The 21847-nt window shown below is 70.7% G+C and carries 23 protein-coding genes; 10 read left to right on the forward strand and 13 right to left on the reverse strand.

Annotation, left to right across the window (positions count from 1 at the left end; all coding sequences use genetic code 11):
• Positions 1-175: 175 nt before the first annotated feature.
• The 4 genes from hpt to dacB all read right to left on the reverse strand — a co-directional run bounded on the left by hpt (position 176) and on the right by dacB (position 4954).
• Positions 176-736 (reverse strand): hypoxanthine phosphoribosyltransferase, encoded by a 561-nt coding sequence (gene hpt / locus K7G59_RS24355; protein ID WP_031165039.1) that lies wholly within the window; start codon positions 734-736, stop codon positions 176-178.
• A 96-nt stretch (positions 737-832) separates the two neighbouring features.
• Complete coding sequence (gene tilS, locus K7G59_RS24360; RefSeq protein ID WP_225837669.1) at positions 833-1864, reverse strand: tRNA lysidine(34) synthetase TilS; 1032 nt, start codon at positions 1862-1864, stop codon at positions 833-835.
• Between the two features lie 196 nt (positions 1865-2060).
• The gene (locus tag K7G59_RS24365) at positions 2061-3194 is read right to left on the reverse strand and encodes a zinc-dependent metalloprotease (protein WP_225837671.1); all 1134 of its coding nucleotides are present in this window, start codon (positions 3192-3194) and stop codon (positions 2061-2063) included.
• Between the two features lie 122 nt (positions 3195-3316).
• Entirely contained in the window at positions 3317-4954 is a 1638-nt protein-coding gene (dacB, locus tag K7G59_RS24370) for a D-alanyl-D-alanine carboxypeptidase/D-alanyl-D-alanine-endopeptidase (protein WP_374114274.1), read from the reverse strand.
• A gap of 79 nt (positions 4955-5033) precedes the next feature.
• Between dacB and K7G59_RS24375 the strand changes: the two genes are divergently transcribed.
• Both K7G59_RS24375 and K7G59_RS24380 read left to right on the forward strand, forming a co-directional pair.
• Complete coding sequence (locus K7G59_RS24375; RefSeq protein WP_029381130.1) at positions 5034-5525, forward strand: inorganic diphosphatase; 492 nt, start codon at positions 5034-5036, stop codon at positions 5523-5525.
• A 102-nt stretch (positions 5526-5627) separates the two neighbouring features.
• Positions 5628-7292: a threonine/serine exporter ThrE family protein gene (locus tag K7G59_RS24380; protein WP_225837673.1), complete on the forward strand. Its 1665-nt coding sequence runs from the start codon at positions 5628-5630 to the stop codon at positions 7290-7292.
• A gap of 10 nt (positions 7293-7302) precedes the next feature.
• Here the strand turns inward: K7G59_RS24380 and K7G59_RS24385 are convergent, their stop codons facing one another.
• A complete protein-coding gene (locus K7G59_RS24385) occupies positions 7303-8247 on the reverse strand; it encodes a DedA family protein (RefSeq protein WP_225837675.1) in 945 nt (314 codons plus the stop codon).
• 141 nt (positions 8248-8388) lie between these two features.
• On the opposite strand from K7G59_RS24385, the gene K7G59_RS24390 reads away from it, so the two are divergent.
• The gene (locus tag K7G59_RS24390; protein ID WP_225837677.1) at positions 8389-8754 is read left to right on the forward strand and encodes a YbjQ family protein; all 366 of its coding nucleotides are present in this window, start codon (positions 8389-8391) and stop codon (positions 8752-8754) included.
• Between the two features lie 16 nt (positions 8755-8770).
• Here the strand turns inward: K7G59_RS24390 and K7G59_RS24395 are convergent, their stop codons facing one another.
• On the reverse strand, positions 8771-9532 hold the full coding sequence (locus tag K7G59_RS24395) for a MerR family transcriptional regulator (protein WP_225837679.1): 762 nt from the start codon (positions 9530-9532) through the stop codon (positions 8771-8773).
• Positions 9533-9681: 149 nt separating this feature from the next.
• Here K7G59_RS24395 and K7G59_RS24400 point away from each other — a divergent pair, with 149 nt between their 5' ends.
• Entirely contained in the window at positions 9682-11088 is a 1407-nt protein-coding gene (locus tag K7G59_RS24400; protein ID WP_225837681.1) for a glutamate decarboxylase, read from the forward strand.
• Between the two features lie 16 nt (positions 11089-11104).
• On the opposite strand, the gene K7G59_RS24405 is transcribed toward K7G59_RS24400, so the two are convergent.
• The 4 genes from K7G59_RS24405 to K7G59_RS24420 all read right to left on the reverse strand — a co-directional run bounded on the left by K7G59_RS24405 (position 11105) and on the right by K7G59_RS24420 (position 14782).
• Complete coding sequence (locus K7G59_RS24405) at positions 11105-11746, reverse strand: PadR family transcriptional regulator (RefSeq protein ID WP_225837683.1); 642 nt, start codon at positions 11744-11746, stop codon at positions 11105-11107.
• A gap of 24 nt (positions 11747-11770) precedes the next feature.
• On the reverse strand, positions 11771-12310 hold the full coding sequence (locus K7G59_RS24410) for a DinB family protein (RefSeq protein ID WP_225837685.1): 540 nt from the start codon (positions 12308-12310) through the stop codon (positions 11771-11773).
• Positions 12311-12427: 117 nt separating this feature from the next.
• Entirely contained in the window at positions 12428-13888 is a 1461-nt protein-coding gene (locus K7G59_RS24415; RefSeq protein ID WP_225837688.1) for an aldehyde dehydrogenase family protein, read from the reverse strand.
• Positions 13889-13957: 69 nt separating this feature from the next.
• Positions 13958-14782: a helix-turn-helix transcriptional regulator gene (locus K7G59_RS24420; protein ID WP_225837792.1), complete on the reverse strand. Its 825-nt coding sequence runs from the start codon at positions 14780-14782 to the stop codon at positions 13958-13960.
• Between the two features lie 345 nt (positions 14783-15127).
• Between K7G59_RS24420 and K7G59_RS24425 the strand changes: the two genes are divergently transcribed.
• Positions 15128-15682 (forward strand): ATP-binding protein, encoded by a 555-nt coding sequence (locus tag K7G59_RS24425; RefSeq protein WP_225837690.1) that lies wholly within the window; start codon positions 15128-15130, stop codon positions 15680-15682.
• A gap of 146 nt (positions 15683-15828) precedes the next feature.
• Here K7G59_RS24425 and K7G59_RS24430 read toward each other — a convergent pair whose 3' ends face one another.
• Entirely contained in the window at positions 15829-16098 is a 270-nt protein-coding gene (locus K7G59_RS24430) for a DUF397 domain-containing protein (protein ID WP_030781778.1), read from the reverse strand.
• A 416-nt stretch (positions 16099-16514) separates the two neighbouring features.
• Here K7G59_RS24430 and K7G59_RS24435 point away from each other — a divergent pair, with 416 nt between their 5' ends.
• Entirely contained in the window at positions 16515-16970 is a 456-nt protein-coding gene (locus tag K7G59_RS24435) for a hypothetical protein (protein WP_225837794.1), read from the forward strand.
• A gap of 111 nt (positions 16971-17081) precedes the next feature.
• Positions 17082-17591, forward strand: a complete 510-nt coding sequence (locus K7G59_RS24440) for a DUF4232 domain-containing protein (protein WP_225837693.1) — start codon at positions 17082-17084, stop codon at positions 17589-17591.
• Positions 17592-17606: 15 nt separating this feature from the next.
• On the opposite strand, the gene K7G59_RS24445 is transcribed toward K7G59_RS24440, so the two are convergent.
• Positions 17607-18713: a DUF2786 domain-containing protein gene (locus K7G59_RS24445; protein WP_225837696.1), complete on the reverse strand. Its 1107-nt coding sequence runs from the start codon at positions 18711-18713 to the stop codon at positions 17607-17609.
• Positions 18714-18785: 72 nt separating this feature from the next.
• The gene (locus K7G59_RS24450) at positions 18786-19667 is read right to left on the reverse strand and encodes a S41 family peptidase (protein WP_225837699.1); all 882 of its coding nucleotides are present in this window, start codon (positions 19665-19667) and stop codon (positions 18786-18788) included.
• 116 nt (positions 19668-19783) lie between these two features.
• On the opposite strand from K7G59_RS24450, the gene K7G59_RS24455 reads away from it, so the two are divergent.
• From K7G59_RS24455 to K7G59_RS24465, 3 genes are all read left to right on the forward strand, one after another.
• Positions 19784-20317 (forward strand): winged helix-turn-helix domain-containing protein, encoded by a 534-nt coding sequence (locus K7G59_RS24455; RefSeq protein WP_225837703.1) that lies wholly within the window; start codon positions 19784-19786, stop codon positions 20315-20317.
• Positions 20318-20398: 81 nt separating this feature from the next.
• Positions 20399-21022 carry a LysE family translocator gene (locus tag K7G59_RS24460; protein ID WP_225837705.1) on the forward strand — a complete coding sequence of 208 codons (624 nt, stop codon included), beginning with the start codon at positions 20399-20401 and terminating at the stop codon, positions 21020-21022.
• 60 nt (positions 21023-21082) lie between these two features.
• Positions 21083-21829 (forward strand): Clp protease N-terminal domain-containing protein, encoded by a 747-nt coding sequence (locus tag K7G59_RS24465; RefSeq protein WP_225837708.1) that lies wholly within the window; start codon positions 21083-21085, stop codon positions 21827-21829.
• Positions 21830-21847 lie beyond the last annotated feature (18 nt).

The raw sequence follows: 21847 nt of genomic DNA on the forward strand, positions 1-21847 counted from the left end.
GTTTGATAAGACAGTTCTTCTGACGGTACCCCAGCATTGTTGCCCGAAGCCGCACGGAGCGGTATCGACGGCCGGCAATCCCGTCTCTGCATGCTCCAACGGCGCGAAACCCGCTGGGGTTCCCGATCGTCTTACAGGGACTGGCCCAATTGGCCCAGTCTGAGCCCGGTCGGGCTCAGCCGCCGTAGACGTGGGGCGCGAGCGTACCGACGAACGGCAGGTTGCGGTACTTCTCGGCGTAGTCGAGGCCGTAGCCGACGACGAACTCGTTGGGGATGTCGAAGCCGACCCACTCGACGTCGATGGCGACCTTGGCGGCGTCCGGCTTGCGCAGCAGCGTGCACACCTTCAGGGAGGCGGGCTCGCGCGAGCCGAGGTTGTTGATCAGCCACGACAGCGTCAGGCCGGAGTCGATGATGTCCTCGACGATCAGGACGTGCTTGCCCTTGATGTCGGTGTCGAGGTCCTTGAGGATGCGGACGACACCGGAGGACTGGGTGCCCGCGCCGTAGGAGGACACGGCCATCCAGTCCATGGTGACGGGGGTGGACAGCGCTCGGGCGAGGTCCGCCATGACCATCACCGCGCCCTTGAGCACACCGACGATGAGCAGGTCCTTGCCCGCGTACTCCGCGTCGATCTTCGCGGCCAGCTCGGCCAGCTTCGCGTCGATCTCTTCCTTGGTGATGAGCACCTGCTGAAGGTCGGCACCCATGTCTTTCGCGTCCACCCGCATCACTTTCGGTCGTCCCGCACTTACGGCCACCGGCTGCCCGGACCCCCTCGGAGCGTCGCTCCCGGGCCGGAATCAGCCTTGCCGAATCACGACGATTCAGCCTTGCCGAATCACCAGTCTGCCACCCTGGCGCTGGGCGACGACTTTGCCCGGGAGATTGATGGCTCCCTGACCGCGCCAGCCGGTGATCAACCGGTCCACTTCCTCGATGTGCCGGGCGAAGAGCGAACCGGCCGGGGCACCGGCCTCGATGGCGGCGCGGCGCAGGATGCGACGGCGCACGGCGGGCGGCAGGGCGTAGAGCTTGGCGCACTCCAGCATTCCCGCGGCGTCGCGTACGGACGCCTCGGCCTGGCCGGCCCAGGCGTCGAGGGCGTCGGCGTCGTCGCGGGAGAGCTGGGCGGTGCGGGCGAGCGCCTCGATCACGCCTTTGCCGAGGGCCTTCTCCAGGGCGGGCAGTCCTTCGTGGCGCAGCCGGGAGCGGGTGTAGGCCGGGTCGGTGTTGTGCGGGTCGTCCCAGACGGGCAGGGACTGGACCATGCAGGCCTTGCGGGCGGTCTGCCGGTCGATGTGCAGGAAGGGGCGCCGGTAACGACCGCCGGCCCCCGAGACCGCGGCCATGCCGGACAGGGAGCGGATGCCGGAGCCTCGGGCGAGGCCCAGCAGGACGGTTTCGGCTTGGTCGTCCCGGGTGTGGCCGAGCAGGACCGCGGTGGCGCCGTGGCGGACGGCCGCGGCGTCCAGGGCGGCGTATCGGGCGTCCCGGGCGGCGGCCTCGGGGCCGCCTTCGCGGCCGACGGTGACGGCGACGGACTCGGCGGGGGCGAGCCCCAGCCCGTGCAACCGCAGGACGACCTCGTCGGCGCGTAGGTCGGAGCCGGGCTGGAGGCCGTGGTCGACGGTGATGCCGCCGGCGCGGATGCCGAGTTTGGGGGCTTCGAAGGCCAGTGCGGAGGCGAGCGCCATGGAGTCGGCACCGCCGGAGCACGCGACGAGCACGAGCGGGGAGGGGAACCGCTCGGCCGGCCGGTCCGGGTGCTCGCCGGAGGTCTGGTGGTCGTTGAGGATGTCGTGGAGGACGCGGCGGACCGCCAGGCGTATCGCCGCGACCGCAGGATGGGGACCCATGTCCGGTTCCCTTCGTTCATGAAGTTTTCGGGGGGTGAGCCCGAGGTCGGTCACTCAGAGTGGGTCGATGGTGACAGAAGCGGGCCCTTCCCCGAGCATTGCACGCCCACCCGTCGCCCACGGTCCCTCGGACGGGTGATTGGAGAGGCGTTCGACTGCCGTCGGCCGAATTCGTCGCGCGACCCTCCCGCGCGGTTCACGACTCGGTCTTGCGGTGCACCCGCGCGACCCAGTCCGCCGGTTTGGCGATCTCCGTCTTGGTGGGCAGGGTGTTGGGTGAGGTCCACACGCGGTTGAAGCCGTCGACGCCGACCTGGTCGACGACGGCCCGTACGAAGCGTTCGCCGTCGCGGTACTGCCTGAGTTTGGCATCCAGGCCGAGCAGCTTGCGCAGGGCGAGGTCGAGCCGGGAGGCGCCCTTGGCGCGGCGCTGCTGGAACTTCTCGCGGATCTCGGAGACGGTCGGCACCACGCTCGGTCCGACCCCGTCCATCACGTAGTCGGCGTGGCCCTCCAGCAGTGACATCACGGCGGTGAGGCGGCCGAGGATCTCGCGCTGGGCAGGGGTCTGCACGAGTTCCACGAAGGAGCGTCCGCCGTTGTCCTCCTCGCCCTCGGGGCGACCGCCGACGAGGGACTGGACGGCGTCCCGGACGCGCTCCAGGAAGGTCATCGGGTCGACGTCGGTCTCCGCCAGGAACGACTGGATCTCGCCCTCGAGATGGTCGCGCAGCCAGGGCACGGCGGTGAACTGGGTGCGGTGGGTCTCCTCGTGCAGGCACACCCACAGGCGGAAGTCGTGCGGCTCGACGTCGAGTTCCCGTTCGACGTGGACGATGTTGGGCGCGACGAGCAGCAGCCGGCCGCCGCCGTTCGGGGCGGCGGGAAGGTCGCGGGTGGTCGGGGCGAAGGTCTCGTACTGCCCGAGGACCCGGGAGGACAGGAACGACAGCAGCATGCCGAGTTCGACGCCGGTGACCTTGCCGCCGACGGCGCCGAGGACCGCGTTGCCGGGGGTGTTGCCGCGCCGTTGCTGCATCTTCTCCAGCAGCGGTTTGAGGATCTCCCGGAAGCCTGCGACGTTCGCGCGTACCCAGCCGGGCCGGTCGACGACCAGGACGGGCGTGTCGCGGGCCTCGTCGGTGCCCATACGAGTGAAGCCCCGGACGTGCTCCTCCGAGGCTTTGGCGTGCCGGCGCAGTTCCGCGACGACGGCCCTGGCCTCGTCGCGGCTGACGTCGGGGCCCGGTCGTACGAGCCGTGTCGCGGTCGTCACCGCGAGGTTCCAGTCGACCATCCCGGGAGATGCGGCGCCACCGAAGCTCGTCATGTGTCAACCGTACGTGAGCGTTCCCACTTGGGGCAGGCCATGTGGGACAGGCGGGTTCGGGGCGTCGGACGGGTGCGCGGGAGCGGAGCGGTACGGCCGGGCCGCGGCGGCAGCCGCACCGGTCAGCGGCAGCCGCACGCCGCCAGCGCGGTGGCTGTCTTGTCCAGGGCCGACTGGGCTTCCAGGGGGTTCGTCGTGTCGTGGGCGAGGAACGCGAAGGCGAGGAGGCGGCCGTCCTGGTCCACGACCGTGCCCGCCAGGGTGTTCACGCCGGTCAGGGTGCCCGTCTTGGCTCGTACGACTCCGGCCGCGCCGTCGGCGAAACGGTTGGTCAGGGTGCCGGTGAAGCCTGCCACGGGGAGGCCGGTGAGGACGGGGCGCAGGCCGGGGCGGGCCGGGTCGCCGGCCTTGACCAGGAGGGCGGTGAGCAGGTCGGCGGTGAGCCGGTCGTCGCGGTCGAGGCCGCTGCCGTCGTGGAAGGCGGCGCCGGACACCGGCAGGCCCAGCCTCCGCAGCTGTGCGCCGACGGCCTTGGCACCGCCGTCGAAGCTCGCCGGTTCGCCGCTCGCGAGGGCGGTCTGGCGGGCCAGGGTTTCGGCGATGTCGTTGTCGCTGTAGGTCAGCATGCGCTCGACCACCGCGGACAGCGGCGGGGAGGAGACGGCGGCGAGGGTCCGCGCCCGCGTGGTGGCCTTGGAAGGGCCGGGGGACGTGGTGGTGATTCCGGCGTCCTTGAGGAAGCCCGCGAACTTGCCGGCGGCGTCCGCCGCCGGGTCGGCGACCCGGGCTGCCGGGCCGGTGGTCGATCCGTCGGTGCGGCCCTCGTCGGCGGTCAGCGCGCTGACGGGCGCGAGGTTGTCGTTGACGCCGATGCGGTGCAGCGCGGGTCCGGAGAAGAGCGTGGTGTCGTAGGAGAGGGTGATCTTGCGGATGCCGCGGCCCTTGAGAGCCTTCGCGGTGTCCGTCGCCAGGGTGCGCAGGCTCGCCCGGTCTCCCCCGCTCCCGGGTTCGCTCGAGCGGGAGGTGCCCCCGCCCTGTGGGCGGGCCGTCAGCGTCGGGTCGCCGCCGCCCACCAGGACCAGTTCCCGGGTGTCGGGTTCGAGGACGGCGCGGGTGGTGAAGCGGTGGTCGGGACCGAGAGCGGACAGCGCGGCGACGGCGGTGGCGATCTTGGTGGTGGAGGCAGGGGCGAGGGCCTTGTCGGCGTCGGTGCCGTAGAGGCGCTTGCCGGTGGTGACGTCGACGACGGCCGCCGCGTGGCCGCCGCCGAGCGCGGGGGCGTCCAGGAGGGGCTGCAGGACGTCCTCGAGGGGCTTGGCGCCCGACGGCGCCTGTCTGGTCGTCACGGGTCCGTCGGCGCCCCCCAGGCCCGTCAGGACGGCCCGGGCGCTCGGCGCGGGGCGCACCGCCCCCGCCGTCGTACCGGAGTCGCCGTGATCTGCGCCACCCGTCCGCTCAAGGGCAACCGCCCGGTCCCGCTCGGCCGTACGCTGACCGTCGGCGTCCCAGGGACCTGCCACGGACACCGCACCCACGGCCAGCGCCAGCCCGGCGGTGGCGGCACCCGCGGTGTAGTGCCAGGTCCCCAGGGTCCCGGGCCGGGGAAGGCGTTCGGTGAGCGGTCGCAGTGCCTCGGTCAGCCGTGCCGTCCGCAGCGTCGCGGCCGTCATGGCGCGCGCCAGACGCGGCCGTACGGCGTTCGCGGCCCGCACCACGTGCGGTCTCGCGGCTCGCCAAGGTCTCAGCTCTGGCACGACCACCAGCCCCTTTCGCGATCACACACCTGCGTGAGGGACACTTAATCACCAGAACTATGTGCTGATCATGGAGGAGCCACCGGTGGAGTTCGACGTCACGATCGAGATCCCGAAGGGTTCGCGCAACAAGTACGAGGTGGACCACGAGACCGGTCGGATCCGCCTGGACCGTCGCCTCTTCACCTCGACCGCCTACCCGACCGACTACGGGTTCGTGGAGAACACGCTCGGCGAGGACGGCGACCCGCTGGACGCGTTGGTCATCCTGGACGAGCCGACCTTCCCGGGCTGCCTGATCCGCTGCCGCGCGATCGGCATGTTCCGCATGACGGACGAGGCCGGCGGCGACGACAAGCTGCTGTGCGTTCCGGCCACCGACCCGCGTGTGGAGCACCTGCGTGACATCCACCACGTGTCGGAGTTCGACCGCCTGGAGATCCAGCACTTCTTCGAGGTGTACAAGGACCTGGAGCCCGGCAAGTCGGTCGAGGGTGCCAACTGGGTGGGCCGCACGGACGCCGAGGCGGAGATCGAGCGGTCGTACAAGCGCTTCAAGGAGCAGGGCGGTCACTGAGCTGTCCGCTTCCACGGGCCGCACGCGCACGCGTGCGGCCCGTTCGCGCACCCATGCGCATACTGAGCCATACGGAAGGTTGCGTTCAGGGAGCGGTGCGAGGTGACGGAGGCGGAGGACAGCAAGCCCCGGTCGGACGAGGCGTGGAGCGTGTACGACCCGGAGATCACATCCGAGTTCGCCGTTCCCCAGGGCATCGAGGTCCCCGACGGCGGCGCTGAGCCGGAGACGACGTCCGAGTTCGCGGTGCCGAAGGGCCTGCAGGCACCGCAGCCGCCCGGTGCCGCACCGGAGGCGTCGGCGTTCAGCCCGCCGAGCACCTACAGCGCCAGGGAAGCGCCACCCGGGTTCACCCCGGCCACCGGGATGCCCCTGGTCTCCCTGACGAAGGACGCGCCCTGGCAGGACCGGATGCGCACCATGCTGCGCATGCCGGTGACCGAGCGGCCCGCGCCGGAGCCGGTGCAGCGGGCGGAGGAGGGCGCCCCGGCGGTGCCGCGCGTGCTCGACCTGACCCTGCGTATCGGCGAGCTGCTGCTGGCGGGCGGCGAGGGCGCGGAGGACGTGGAGGCCGCGATGTTCGCGGTGTGCCGCTCCTACGGCCTGGACCGCTGCGAGCCGACCGTGACCTTCACGCTGCTGTCGATCTCGCACCAGCCGTCCCTGGTCGATGACCCGGTCACGGCGTCCCGGACGGTGCGGCGGCGGGGCACCGACTACACGCGCCTCGCGGCCGTGTTCCGGCTGGTGGACGATCTGACCGACCCGGAGACCCATGTCTCCCTGGAGGAGGCGTACCGGCGGCTGGCGGAGATCCGCCGCAACCGGCACCCGTACCCCGGCTGGGCGCTGACCCTGGCGAGCGGGCTGCTGGCCGGCGCGGCCTCCATCCTGGTCGGCGGTGACCTGATCGTGTTCGTCGCGGCGGCGATCGGCGCGATGCTCGGCGACCGGCTCGCCTGGCTGGCCGCCGGGCGGGGGCTGCCGGAGTTCTACCAGTTCACGGTGGCGGCCATGCCGCCGGCGGCGATCGGGGTGGCCTTCGCGCTGGCGCACGTCGATGTGCTGGCTTCCGCGGTCATCACCGGTGGGCTGTTCGCGCTGCTGCCCGGACGGGCGCTGGTGGCGGGTGTGCAGGACGGGCTGACGGGCTTCTACATCACCGCGTCGGCCCGCCTGCTGGAGGTCATGTACTTCTTCGCAGGCATCGTCATCGGGGTGCTGGTCGTCCTGTACTTCGGCGTGAAGGTGGGCGGCAGACTCAACCCGGACGCGGCGCTGAACATCTCCGAACGGCCCGTGATCCAGATCGTGGCCTCCATGCTGGTGTCGCTGACCTTCGCAGTGCTGCTCCAGCAGGAACGGTCCACGGTGCTGTGGGTGACGCTCAACGGGGGTGTCGCCTGGTCGGTGTACGGCGCGATGCACTACGCGGGCAGAATCTCCCCGGTCGCCTCCACGGCCGTGGCAGCGGGTCTGGTCGGCCTGTTCGGGCAGTTGCTGTCGCGCTACCGGTTCGCCTCCGCGCTGCCGTACACGACGGCGGCGATCGGGCCCCTGCTGCCCGGTTCCGCGACGTACTTCGGACTGCTGTCCATCGCACAGAACCAGATCGACAAGGGCCTGGTGTCGCTGGCCAAGGCTGCCTCGCTCGCCATGGCCATCGCCATCGGGGTCAACCTCGGCTCGGAGATCTCCCGGCTCACCCTGCGGATCGGCTCCGCCGGGAAGCGCCGGGCGGCGGCCAAGCGGACCAGGGGATTCTGAGCCGCCTGTCTCAGCGGTAGTTGCCCTGGTCGTAGTCGTGGGGGTACTGAGTCCGGTCGTACTGCTGCTGGTACTGCTGGTCGTAGTACGGCTGCTGCGGGTACTGCTGCTGGGGGTACTGCTGCTGCGGATACTGCTGCTGGTCGTAGCCCTGGTTGCCGTAGGCCTGGTTGTGGCCCTGGTTGCCGTGGCCCTGGTCGTCATAGCCCTGGTTCCAGTACTGCTGCTCCTGCTGGGCGTACTGCGGCTCCTGCTCGATGCGGCGCAGCCTCGTCGTGGCGTCGTCCAGGACAGGAGCCGGGCGGGGGGCCTCCGGTGCCGGCTGCGGGGCCTTCTTCTCCTTGCTCCGCGCCCGCAGGAACTCGATGGCGATCGGCACCACCGAGACGAGGACTATCAGGATGAGGATCGCCTCGATGTTCTTCTTCACGAAGCCGACGTTGCCGAGCCAGGAGCCGAGCAGGGTGACGCCCGCACCCCACAGGGTGCCGCCGATGACGTTGAAGGTCAGGAACGAGCGGTACCGCATGCCGCTGACGCCGGCGATGATCGGCGTGAACGTGCGCACGATGGGTACGAAGCGGGCCAGGACCAGGGACTTCGGGCCGTAGTTCTCGAAGAACTCGTGCGCCTTGGTCACGTTCTCCTGCTTGAACAGGCGGGAGTCGGGCCGGTTGAAGAGGGACGGGCCGACCTTCTTGCCGAACATGTAGCCCGCCTGGTCTCCGAGGACCGCGGCGAGGCAGATGAGCCCGATCGCGCCCCACAGCGGGAAGTCGAGCTGGTGCGACGTGATGAGCAGACCACAGGTGAACAGCAGCGAGTCGCCCGGCAGGAAGAAGCCGATGAGCAGGCCGGACTCGGCGAAGACGACGAGCAGCAGACCCCAGATGCTGTAGGTGTCCAGCAGGTAATTGGGATCCAGCCAGCTCGGGCCGAGGGCGAGTGTCATCACGGGTCCGGGCTCCTGAGGGGACGAGGGCGGCTACGGCATCCAGGTGCGGCCGCACAAAGCTATCAACGTGGGGGGACCGCCCCGGGTTCCACGGGTGTCTCCGGGATGCGCTGTGTGACAGACAGGGCAAAGCTGTGAGCCATGGGACTCGATGACTACGGCGGCGGCCAGGGGCCCCAGCCGGACGTGCTGGTCGTGACGACGAACGAGGTGCCCGGATACCGGGTGAAGGAAGTGATCGGTGAGGTCTTCGGGCTCACCGTCCGCTCACGCCACCTCGGCAGCCAGATCGGCGCCGGACTGAAGTCGATGATCGGCGGAGAACTCAAGGGGCTCACCAAGACGCTCGTGCAGACCCGTCACCAGGCCATGGAGCGGCTGGTGGAGCAGGCACGCGCGCGCGGCGCCAACGGAGTGCTGGCGTTCCGGTTCGACGTGACCGATGCCGCGGACGTGGGCACCGAGGTGTGCGCTTACGGGACGGCCGTGGTCCTGGCCCGGGAGTAGGTTCCGGGCCAGGGGGTCACACCGTGTGCCGGTCGGCGTTCGCGGTGATCGCCGACCGCAGGTGCTCGGCGAGACCGGGCCGCATGGAGTCGTAGAACGCCTTGAAGCGCTCGTCGGAGACGTACATCTCCCCCAGGCACCGGTGGGTCTTCACGTGGCACTCGAAGAACCACTTGCTGATGTGCTGCCGGTGCGCCTCGGCGAGATCCATGGCCGCCTCCGACGTGGGCGCCTGCCCCGCCGCCATGAGGGCTGCGTAGGACTCGCCCCAGGCGGTGACCTCGGCCTGTATCTGTTTCCAGTCGTCCTTGGTGTAGCGGGCGACCCGTCGCTGCGACTCCGCGTAGCTTTCGGTGCCGCCCCAGCGCCGTTCCGTCTCCTCGGCGTACTTCTCCGGGTCCTTGTCCCCGAAGACCTCGAACTTCTCCTCCGGCGTGAGGTTGATGCCCACCTTGCGTGCCTCCATGGCGTGCTCCACGGCCGCGGCCATCTTCTTGAGCCTCTCGATCCGGGCGGTCAGCAGTTCGTGCCGGCGGCGCAGGTGCGCACGCGGGTCCGCGTCCGGGTCGTCGAGCAGGGCCGCGACCTCGTCGAGCGGGAAGCCGAGCTCCCGGTAGAACAGGATCTGCTGGAGCCGGTCGAGGTCGGCGTCACCGTAGCGCCGGTGCCCGGCGTGGGTGCGCTCGCCGGGCACGAGCAGGCCGATCTCGTCGTAGTGGTGCAGGGCGCGCACCGTGACTCCGGCGAACCCCGCGACCTCGCCTACGGAGTAGCTCACTTTCCGCTCCTTCGGTCGGTACGCGCTCCACGGTGCGGCCTCACGCCACGTGAGGTGCAAGTCCGGGTCGTCCCCGGGTCGGGTCCGGGTCATTCCGGATGTTGGTCCGGCGCTGTCCGCTTTATGGTGGCCCAAAGGAGGGCATGCCCATGGCGCTGCACCGAGGTCCCGAGAAGCACGAGGAACGGACTGTGTCGGTCAACCCGTTCTTCGGGGAGGCCAACCCCGTCGGCGGCATGACCGAGGCTCCGCCCACGCACCGGCTCCCGGACACCCCGGTGGCCCCTTCGACGGCGTACCAGCTGGTCCACGACGAGCTGATGCTGGACGGCAACTCGCGGCTGAACCTGGCGACCTTCGTGACCACCTGGATGGAGCCGCAGGCCGGGGTGCTGATGACGGAGTGCCGCGACAAGAACATGATCGACAAGGACGAGTACCCGCGCACGGCCGAGCTGGAGCGGCGCTGCGTGGCGATGCTCGCCGACCTGTGGAACGCGCCGGACCCGTCGGCCGCCGTCGGCTGCTCGACCACCGGGTCGAGCGAGGCGTGCATGCTCGCCGGGATGGCGCTCAAGCGACGGTGGGCCCGGCGCAACGCCGACCGCTATCCGGGGGCCCGGCCCAATCTGGTCATGGGCGTCAACGTCCAGGTCTGCTGGGAGAAGTTCTGCAACTTCTGGGAGGTGGAGGCCCGGCAGGTGCCGATGCAGGGCGACCGCTACCACCTGGACCCCGAGGCCGCGGCGCGGTTGTGCGACGAGAACACCATCGGGGTCGTCGGCGTCCTCGGCTCGACCTTCGACGGGTCGTACGAGCCCGTCGCCGACCTGTGCGCGGCCCTGGACGCCCTGCAGGAACGCACCGGACTCGACATCCCGGTGCACGTCGACGCGGCGTCCGGGGGCATGGTGGCGCCCTTCCTGGACGAGGACCTGGTGTGGGACTTCCGGCTGCCCCGGGTGGCCTCGATCAACACCTCGGGGCACAAGTACGGCCTGGTCTACCCGGGCGTCGGCTGGGCGTTGTGGCGGGACGCGGAGGCGCTGCCCGAGGAACTGGTCTTCCGGGTCAACTACCTGGGCGGCGACATGCCGACCTTCGCGCTGAACTTCTCCCGGCCCGGCGCGCAGGTGGTCGCGCAGTACTACACGTTCCTGCGGCTCGGCCGGGAGGGCTACCAGATGGTGCAGCGGTCCACCCGGGAGGTGGCGCGCTCGCTCGCGAAGCGGATCGAGGCGCTCGGCGACTTCCGGCTGCTCACCCGAGGGGACCAGTTGCCCGTCTTCGCCTTCACCGTGGCCGACGACGTGACGGCTTACGACGTCTTCGACGTCTCCCGGCGGATGCGCGAGGGCGGCTGGCTGGTGCCCGCGTACACCTTCCCGCCGAACCGGGAGGACCTGTCCGTGCTGCGGATCGTGTGCCGCAACGGCTTCTCGCACGACCTGGCCGACCTGTTCGTGGCGGACCTGACCCGCCTGCTGCCCGACCTGCGCCGGCAGCCGCATCCGCTGACCCGGGACAAGGAGGCGGCGACCGGCTTCCACCACTAGCGGGCACGGGCCGGCGCTAGCGAGTGTCCTGCGGGTGCCGCTCCCCCGTCGCGTACGGGTTCTCCTGGCCTTCGGCGAGCACGCCGACGAACGGTTCGCCCTCGCCGGCGAAGGTGTAGGCGCCGTTCTCGACACGTTCGACCAGGCCACGGGTCCAGGCGGCCTCGCCGTCGGCCGCGTGGACCCACATGTTCATGATCTCGCCGATGTGGCCGAGCTTCTCCGGGCCGTCCCCGGGGATGTAGTGCTCGGTGACGGAATCGCGCCACGCGGCCAGGCGGCGCAGGCGCTCCCGGAGCAGGGCCACGACCTCGGCGCGCTCCAGGTCGACCATGAAGCCGATGGCGGTGGAGAGCATGTCGATGCTCCGGTCGCGGGCGACCAGGGCCTCCCTGAGGAGGGTGAAGTACTCCTCGGTGCCCTTGTCGGTGACCTCGTACTCGGTGCGGGGCGGTCCCCCGGCCGTGGACGGGGCGATCTCGTGCGCGTGCAGCAGCCCCTGCCGGGCCATCTGTTTCAGGGCGTGGTAGATCGAGCCCGGCTTGGCGTTGGACCACTCGTGCGCGCCCCAGTACTCCAGGTCGGCGCGGACCTGGTAGCCGTGGGCCCGCCCGTGCTGGCGGACCGCGCCCAGCACGAGCAGACGGATCGCTGACATGCGGTCCAGGTTAGGGGCGTACGGCTATCCGGCCTGCTCCAGGGCCACCAGTTCGAACGCCGTCCTGCCGTCCAGCGACTCCCGGATGATGTCGGCATGGCCGGCGTGCCGGGCCGTCTCGCGGATCAGGTGCAGGCACAGCCAGCGCAGCGAGACACGGCCCTCCGGCGGGAACCAGGGGTCGGGCGGCAGCGGGAAGGTGTCGTCGAGGCTGGGCGCGGAGCGGATGAACTTCTCCGTCTCGGCGGCGACCTCCGCCCAGTACGCGAGCTGCGAGGCGACCGTCTCGTCCTCGGTCAGCCGGAAGCACTCGTGCCAGTCGGACTCGTCGCGCCGGACCGCCGGGGACCGGCGCATGGCGCGGGCCACCCAGCCCTGCTCGACCTCGGCGACGTGCTTGAGCAGTCCGCCCAGGGACAGCTCGCTCGCGCTGGGGCGCATCCGGGCCTGCTCCTCGGTCAGTCCCAGCAGCGCCCTTCGGATCCCTCCGCGCTGCTCCTCCAGGAAGGCGAGCAGCGCCCCGCGCTCGTCGCCCTTCGCCTCCGCGCTCACGTGCGTGACCATGACCGGCCGCCCTTCCCCGCATCCGTTTTCCTGACACCGGGAACGCTACGGACCCTTGCGGTCAGCTTCTGTCCGCAAGGGCGCGCGGCCCGGAGGGAACCCGAAAGGGGAGGAGACCTAGAACGGGAAGCCGGTGCGGCCGTGCTGCACCGAGATCCACTTGGTGGTGGTGAAGGCCTCCAGGGTCGTCTCGCCGTTCAGGCGGCCGATGCCGGAGTGCTTCTCCCCGCCGAAGGGGACGAGCGGCTCGTCGTGGACGGTGCCGTCGTTCACGTGGAACATGCCGGTCTCGATCTGCTTGGCGAAGGCCACACCACGCTCGATGTCACCGGTGTGCACGGCGCCGCTGAGGCCGTAGGGGGTGTCGTTGACGATCCGGACCGCCTCCTCCTCGCTGTCGAACGGGATGAGGAAGACGACCGGGCCGAAGATCTCCTGCCGGAGCAGGCTGGAGCCGGCGGGTATGCCGGTCAGCACGGTCGGGCCGATCAGGTTGCCGGAGATGGTGCCCTGCACGAGGGCGGTGGCGCCCTCGGCGAGCGCCTGCTCGACCGCGCCGGAGATGACGTTGGCCTGCGTGCCGTTGATCACCGGGCCGATGACGGTCCGGGGGTCTCTCGGGTCGCCGACCGTGAGGGTCCTGACCTTGGCGACGAACTTCTCGGTGAACTCGTCGGCGATCGAACGGTTCACGAGGACCCGGTTGGCGGCCATGCAGGCCTGGCCCTGGTGGACGAACCGGCTGAAGACCGCCGCGTCCACCGCGTAGTCGACGTCGGCGTCGTCCAGCACCACCAGTGCGCTGTTGCCGCTGAGTTCGAGGACCGCGCGCTTGAAGTCCCTGGCGCACACGGTCGCGACGTGCCGGCCGACCTCGTCGGAACCGGTGAAGGATATGACCTTGGGGATCGGGTGCTCGATGAAGGCGTCGCCTATCTCGGCTATGTCGGTGACGATGACGTTGAGCAGGCCGCCCGGCAGTCCCGCCTCCTCGAGGATCTTCGCGATCAGGGTGCCGCCGGCTATCGGGGTGTCCTGGTGCGGCTTGAGGACCACGCCGTTGCCGAGGACGAGTGCCGGAGCCACCGACTTCAGCGACAGCAGGAACGGGAAGTTGAAGGAACTGATCACGCCGACGACGCCCACCGGAACCCGGTAGACCCGGTTCTCCTTGCCGTCCAGGGGGGAGGGAAGGATCTTGCCCTCGGGGCGCAGCGCGAGGTGGATCGCCTCGCGCAGGAACTCCTTGGCGAGGTGCAGCTCGAAGCCCGCCTTGACGCGGGTGCCGCCGAGCTCCGCGGTGATCAGGTCGGCTATCTCCTGCTCGCGCTCCTCGATCAGCCGCAGAGCGCGCTCGAAGACGGCACGCCGGGTGTACGGGTTGGTGGCGGCCCACTGCTTCTGCGCGCGGGCGGCGGCCCGGTAGGCCTGGTCCACCTCGTCGGCCGTGGCCACCGTGATCGAGGCCAGCTTCTCGTCGTTGTAGGGGTTGAAGTCGATGACGTCCCAGGAGCCGGTGCCCGTGCACCACTCACCGTCGATGTACTGCTGAGCCAGGTCGGTGAAGTAGGACGACATGTGATCCCTCAATCGCTAGCAGACACCAGATCCACTGTCACTCTGATCACACGTCATCGTACTTGCGTATCAAGTGAGTTGGATGAGTCCGCGCAGCAGATCCCGGCTCTCGTCCGGGCCGGGACTGTCCTGCTGGAGCTCCTTGAGCGCCTGCTCGTACTGGGCGACGTCCTCGCGCTTGTCGAGGTAGAGGGCGCTGGTCAGCTGCTCCAGGTAGACCACATCGGACAGGTCGGACTCGGGGAAGCTGAGGATGGTGAAGGCGCCGCTCTCGCCGGAATGCCCGCCGAGGCTGAACGGCATGACCTGCAGCCGTACGTTGGGCCGCTCGGACAGGTCGATCAGGTGCTGGAGCTGGCCGCGCATCACCTCGCGGTCGCCGTAGGGGCGGCGCAGCGCGGCCTCGTCCAGCACGATGTGGAACTCGGGGGCGTTGTCGTCCAGCAGGTGCTTCTGCCGCTCCAGGCGCAGCGCGACCCGCCGCTCCACGTCGGCCGCGCCCGCGCCCTTCATGCCGCGCCGGACCACCGCGCGTGCGTACGCCTCGGTCTGCAGCAGGCCGTGCACGAACTGCACCTCGTAGACTCGGATGAGAGAGGCGGCGCCCTCCAGGCCCACATAGGTGGGGAACCAGCTGGGCAGCACATCGGAGTAACTGTGCCACCAGCCCGCGACGTTGGCCTCGCGGGCGAGAGAGAGCAGCGACTCGCGCTCCGCCTCGTCGGTGATGCCGTACAGCGTCAACAGGTCCTCGACATCCCTGGTCTTGAAGCTCACCCGGCCCAGCTCCATCCGGCTGATCTTCGACTCGGAGGCACGGATGGAGTACCCTGCCGCCTCGCGCGTGATTCCCCGCGCTTCGCGCAGTCGCCTGAGTTGCGAACCGAGCAGCATCCGCCGCACCACCGATCCGGGCTCTCCCGCGCTCACCTTCGTCAGCCTCCCCAACCGTCTTCAGGGGCCGAAGTCTGCCATGTAAACGCTTCGCGCAGTACTCATCCGGTTACGGAAACGGAAAGAGCTCGGCCGTTGTCCCGCAGGAAGACCGGGGGCTCACGCGTGACAAGAGTGCGACGGGAACTCCGCGATGGCGGAAAAAATGGCCAAGAAGTGGTACGGGCGGGTCCAATTCGGTCGCGTGCACGTGCATCTGCCCTTGCATCTGCTCTTCCCATCCGAAACCATGGTCCCGCGCCACCGCTGCATCGCAACGACCGCGAATTCCCGGGAGTGCCTCGCATGGGAACGAATGGATCGACCATGCTCAAGCCGTTACGGCAGGGCCTTCCGCCACTCGACCCCGCGGCCGTGTCCGATGCCGCCTCCTGCGCCCTGCCCGCCCGCTACGAAGCGGTGCGCGAGGCCCGCCGTTTCACCCGTGACACGCTGGGCCAGTGGGACGTGGGGGACCGCTTCGACGACATATGCCTGGTCGTCTCCGAACTCGTCACCAACGCGCTGCGCCACGGGCTGCCCGCTGCCCACCGCCCTTCCGGAGAGGCCCTGCGGGCCGCGCCTCGTGACCCGGCCGGCCCCGAGCCGGGCCGGGCCGGCGACCACAGCTCGTCCGTACGACTGCATCTGATGTGCTGGAAAGAGCGGCTGGTGTGCGCGGTGCGCGACCCGAGCCACGAGACGCCCGCGCCACGGGACTCGGACGACTTCTCGGCGGAGTCGGGGCGCGGCCTGTTCCTGGTCGACTCCTTCAGTGACAGCTGGGGCTGGCACCCGCTCGCGGGCACCCTGAGCGGCAAGGTGGTCTGGGCGTTGTTCCGGCTTCCGGCCACCGACTGAAGCCCGGCCCGCCGGGAGCCCGGCCCTCCTGGAGGACCCGGTTCGGCTCGAGCCGCGGTGCGGAACCGTTCCGCGCCCGTCCGCTACGCGCGTCAACCCCGCCGGTACCGTCACGCCCCGGCCCGCTCACGACCGGCAGACGCGTGTCAGCTCGCTATCAGGTGGTCGAACTCGCCGTCCTTGACACCGAGGAGCATCGCCTCGATCTCCGCGCGCGTGTAGACGAGTGCGGGCCCGTCCGGGAAGCGTGAGTTGCGAACGGCCACGTCACCGCCGGGCAACCGCGCGAATTCCACACAGGACCCCTGTGAGTTGCTGTGCCGGCTCTTCTGCCAGGCCACTCCGTCCAGCTGCGTGGCAGCCATGCCGTTGTACACGTCGTACCCCCCGTAAACGCCGTCAACGTCGCGGTCCACAGTCGCTCCCCGGTGGTGCACTGGCTGGTGTGGCCATAGATGCTGTAGTCAACTGACCCGGATCATAACTCTGTTCACATGCAGATGCGCGAGCAGATGCACGTGCACGAGGGGTGGTCCTGCGATTACACAATTGACGCCCGCTTTACCGAAGTTATTCCGTCACCTGCCCGGAGCAGGCAGGACATGCACCCTCTCAGTAACAGACGCATACGGCCCCCTTACTGTTGCAGGCTCCCGCCCGCCTCCTCGACCGCGGCCACGTTCACCCCCGGATTCGACCGCGCGGTGCCCGGGGTCCGCGGTACCTGCTGGTAGCTTGCTGCGGTCTTCCGGCCGCGGGCGGGCCGGCCGCTGGAACTAGGGGGTTGGACGTGACGTGGGCGACTGCGAGGACGCGGAGCGCTGCCGTGGCCATGGCCGCGGGCCTGACGGGCGCGCTCGCGCTGACGGCGTGCGGCGGCGGGGGGGACGGCGCCAAGGACGGCCCCACGCCGAGCGCGTCCCCGACGGCCACCGCGGGTTCCGGTGCCGCCACCGGCGCTGCGCCCGGGGCCTCCGGCAAGCTCCAGGGCAGCTGGATCACCACCGCCGGCGGCAAGATCGTGGCCCTGGTGGTCAACGGTGATCAGGCGGGGCTCTTCGCGACCGGCGGTTCCGTGTGCAGCGGCACGGCGGGCACCGAGGCCGGGATGCAGATGATTCATCTGACCTGCACCGACGGCAGCAAGGACCGGGTGTCGGGCATGGTCGACTCGGTCGGCGCGAAGACCATGAAGGTGACCTGGTCGGGCAAGCTCGGGCAGGAGACGTTCACCCGGGCCGAGGGCGGCAGACTGCCCTCCGGGCTGCCGACCGGCCTCAAGCAGTGACGCCCGGGGGCACTGCTCCGCAGCAGTGATGCCGGAGGGGCGCGCGAACGGACCCGGGGCGCAGGCGCCATGATGCAGGGGCACCGAAACGACCTCGATTGGGACCTGCCCATGCGCGCCATTCCGCTCACCGTCACCGTCCTCGCCGCCGCACTGGCGCTGACCGCCTGCGAAGGCGGCAGCGGCGGCACGGGCGGCTCCGCGTGCCGGGTCGACAAGGTCTCGGTGCAGGTGGGCCCGGCGAGCGTGGCGCCGGCGGCCGGTGACACGGGGGAAGTGCCGGTCAGCATCACGAACCAGAGCGCCCCCTGCACACTCGACAGGTTCCCCGGCGTCCTGCTGGCCGCGGGCGGCACCGAGGCGCCCGTGCCCGCGCAGCGGGGCGCCAGGCCCCAGAAGCTGAGACTCGCGAAGGGCGACTCCGCGACCTTCACGATCACCTATGTGCGCGGCAGGGCGGGCGACCGGGGCAGCCTGCAGGCGCAGACCGTGAAGATCGGCCTGCCCGGGTCCACCACCACCCGCGGTTACCCGTGGAAGTACGGCCCGATCGCCGGCGAGAACGGCACGGCAAGCCGCCCCAACGCGTCCGTCAGCGCCTTCCAGCAGGTCGGGGACTGAGCCGCCCGCAGCCGCTCACCCGAGCCGGGGCCGGGCTCTGACCTGCGCCCGGTCCGCCGCTGCCGCGCCCTCCGTCCAGCCGGCCGCGTCGCTCACCCCGCGCAGCCGGGTGGTGGTCGTCTCCGGGAACATCCGGTCCAGACGGTCGGTGACGGCTATCGCGCGCGTGGCCAGCACCGGCAGCAGATCCTGGGTGACCTGGGCCTCGGCGGCGGACCTGAGCCGGTCGCCGACGCGGTGCGCGTAGGCCGCGAGGAACGACTGCCGGAAAATCTTGGTCCGCTTACGGCCGCCGGCTCGCTGCGCGGCCTCCGCCTTGGTCATCGCGTGCGCGGCCTGCACCAGCAGCGAAGTGTAGAGCAGCTCGACCGCCTCCAGGTCGGCCTCGAAACCGACGACCGTGCTGAAGCCCAGCGGTTCGTTCCACACCGCGCGGCAGTGGTTGGCGGTGGCGAGCGCGTCCAGCAGCACCGCCTTGGACTGCTCGTACGGCGGCTCCACCCCGATCCTGCAGGCGCCGGGCGCGTCCGGCGCGGGCGCGGCGGCGGCGAGCAGCGCCTCGTCGACGCTGTGCCGGGCCATCAGCTCCTGCGCCTTCGCGGTGAGTGCCTCCGCCTCCTGGGGGAAGCCGGTCGCCTCCGCCTTGGCGAGCAGCGCGCGAATGCGGGTGAGCATGCGGGAGGCGGCCGGACCGTGCTCCCGGCGGGACTCCTCCAGGGGTTCGAGCGCGGGCAGCCGCAGCAGCAGGCGGTACAGCTCCAGGACGGCGGTGGCGTGCGAGAAGCGGTCGCCCGCGTGCGGCGGGTCCTGCGGGAGGTCCTCCAGCTGGGCGGCCCAGCGGCGCCCGCGCGGGCGGTCGCCTCCGGCCTGCGCCCGGATCAGCCCGGCGGCCAGCCCTGCGTGCAGGTCGTCCAGCTCCCGCCGCACGAGCCGTACGACGTCGGCGGGCTGCCAGCCGCGCCGCCAGGCCGCCGCCACGAACTCCTCGCCCCGCCGCGCGAGTTCGGCATCCGCGGCCGGGTCGGCCGCGAGGAGGGACGCGCCCGTGTCGAGGCCGGAGTCGGTGTCGTCGTACAGGGAGGCCTGGAAGGCTTGGTCGACGGTGCTGCTGGTGCTGGTCACGCGTCGATCGTGCCATGGGCCGCCGACAGCGGGGCGCGGCTGTCCACAGGCTGTGGACAGCCGCGCCCGCCGTCAGGACCGTGCCAGTTCCAGCAGCGCCCGGTCGAGGGCTTCCTCGGCGGCGCACGGGATGTCCGGCTGGATGCCGGTGCCCTCCCAGTTGGTGCCGGACACCGGGTTGAGCGAACGGGCGACCGGGATCGTGACCTCCAGATGCGGGTGGACCGTCCAGCCCTCGCGAGGATGCGCACCGCCCTTGGTGGTCTCCCCCACGATCACCGCCCGGCCCAGTTGCTGCAGGTTGTACGCCAGTTCCTCGGCGCCGGAGAAGGTGTGGCCGCTCGTGAGCACACAGACCGGCTTCGTGCCGCCGAAGCGGGCTCCCGGGACGTGCGGCAGGCTCCAGTACTGGTCGTGGCGCTCCCCCGCGCGCACGTACTGGGTGTTGAGGTGGGTGCGCTCGTCGAGCAGGTAGCTGCAGACGAAGGACACCGTCTCCGGGTCGCCGCCGCGGTTGCCCCGCAGATCGAGGATCAGCGCGTCCGCCCGCGCGACCAGCGTGAACGCGGCCGAGAGCGGTTCGGCGGACCAGGCGAGCGGGAACAGTGACGGGCCCAGTTCGAGGAGGGCGGCACCACCGGCCAGCAGCTGCACCCGCGGGACTCCGCCCAGGGAGGCGTCGAACCGGCGGCGCATCTCGGCCAGCGTTGCCTCGCCCTGCTCCTGGGGCACCCGATCGGGGTGGTGTCTCAGGCGCAGGTGCAGGTCGCCGTTGTCCGACTGGAGGTCCGCGGTGACCCGGGCTCCGAGCTCCTCGGCGCTGCCCACGTCGTAGGCCCCCTCGGCAAGGCGGCGGCGCAGCAGCGCGGCGAGCCGCTCGCCGACCTCCGGGAAGACGTACTGCTCAGCGACGAGCCGGGCGGTCTGCTCGATCACGGCGGCTGTGCCGGTCACGGGTGTCGGGGTTTCCGACTCACCGGGCGTCCCGGATGTACCGGGCATCAAGGTGGTCATGGCGGCGAGTACAACATCGACTTGCGCAAGCGTCAAGAGAATTGGACGCTTGGCAGGTGACCGGACGACAGGACGACGCACACGAACACGAACACGAACACGAAGACGTACTGGAGATCTCCGCACCCGAGCAGTTCGCCGCGCTCGCGCACCAACTGCGTCAGCGACTGCTCTTCGTGCTGACCCACCAGCCCGCCACGACAAGCCAGCTGGCGGTGCGGCTCGGGGTGGCCAAGGGCAGCGTGGCGCACCACCTCAAGGTGCTGCGCGAGGCAGGGCTCGTACAGGTCACGGAGACCCGGCAGGTCCGGGGCGGGACCGAGCAGTACTACCGCCGGGCCGTCCGGCGGCTGAGGGTGACGGAGCCGCAGGCGGCGGGCACCGAGGCGCTGCTCGGCGCGGTGGCCCAGGAACTGGACCGCTCCCCGGGCGACCCGCTCCTCAGCCTCCGGCATCTGCGCCTGTCACCGGAGCGGGCGCGGCGGCTGCGGGACACCCTGGCGGAGTTGGTCGACGAGGCCGAGGAGGACGTGGGCGACGAGCCGGTGCACGGGGTGCTGGTGGTGATGTACGAGCACGGGGGCTCGTAGCGGCGCACGGTCGCAGCCGAGGCGCGGTCTCACTGGCTGGAATTCCGCACCGCCCGGGCGGGCGGCGACGAGCATGGCGGCATGGTGGACATGTCTCTCTACGCGGCGTTCCTGGTGGCAGCCTTCGCGCTGTGCGTGACTCCCGGGCCGGACATGATGTTCATTGTGGCGATGGGCGGCCGGGGCGACCCCTTGACGGGGGTGACGGCGGCCGTGGGGGTCGCCTGCGCCATGCTGGTGCACACGGTCGCGGCGGCCCTCGGACTGTCGGCCCTGTTCCTGACCCTGCCGACGCTCTACCACGTGCTGCGCTGGGCTGGTGCGGCCTATCTGCTGTACCTCGCGGTGAAGGCGTTCCGCGGCGCAGCCGGAACCGCCGAGGAGGAGGCCGAGCCGCACCGCGGGCGACGGCGGGCCTTCTGGCGGGGAGCCGTCACCAACCTGCTCAACCCCAAGGTGATCCTCTTCAACGTCTCCTTCCTCCCCCAGTTCGTGAACCCCGGCCTGGGGCACGTACGGGAGCAGTTCCTGGTCCTGGGCGTCACCCTCACGGCGATCGGCCTGATCGTGGACGGCTCGGTCGGGCTGCTATCCGGAAGGCTCGCGTCACTGCTGCGGCGCAGCCGCCGGGTGACCCGGGCGCTGGACCTGTTCAGCGGGACGGTGTTCGCCGGACTGGCCGTGCGGCTTGCCGCACCCGAGTAAGGGGACGTCGAATGTCAACCGTAGGTTGACACCCTGGGGGTGACAACCTACGGTTGACACATGGCGACGCACCCGAACATCACGGCATCGGTACGCCTCGACGACCTCATCGAGGCCATCAAGAAGGTGCACCCCGAACCCCTCGACCAGCTCCAGGACGCAGTGATCGCCGCGGACCACCTCGGTGACGTGGCCGACCATCTGATCGGGCACTTCGTGGACCAGGCCCGGCGGTCCGGCGCGTCCTGGACGGAGATCGGCAAGAGCATGGGGGTGACCCGGCAGGCGGCGCAGAAGCGGTTCGTGCCGAAGGAGTCCACCGACCTCGACCCCAGCCAGGGCTTCAGCCGCTACACCCCGCGCGCGCGGAACGTGGTCATGGCCGCCCACAACGAGGCGCTGGCCGCGCGCAACCCCGAGGGCCGTCCCGAACACCTGCTCCTGGGGCTGCTGGCCGAGCCGGAGGGCCTGGCCGCGAAGGCGATCACCGCGCAGGGCGTCCCGCTGGACGCCGTACGCCAGGCCGCGAGCGCCGCGCTCCCAGCCGCCGCGGAGCAGGTCCCGGACCTCGTCCCCTACGGCCCCGAGGCCAAGAAGGTCCTCGAACTCACCTTCCGCGAGGCGCTCCGGCTCGGCCACAACTACATCGGCACCGAGCACCTGTTGCTGGCCCTGCTGGAGCACGAGAACGGCGAGGGGGTCCTCAACGGGCTCGGCATCACCAAGGCGGCGATCGAGGAGTACCTCGACAGAATGCTGACACTGTTGCTGGAGAAGAAGGGGTCCCAGTCCCCCCAGGAGGGCTGAAATCCCTGGTCGGAGCGA

The sequence above is a fragment of the Streptomyces sp. NK08204 genome, assembly GCF_020400585.1.
Taxonomy (GTDB): Bacteria; Actinomycetota; Actinomycetes; order Streptomycetales; family Streptomycetaceae; genus Streptomyces.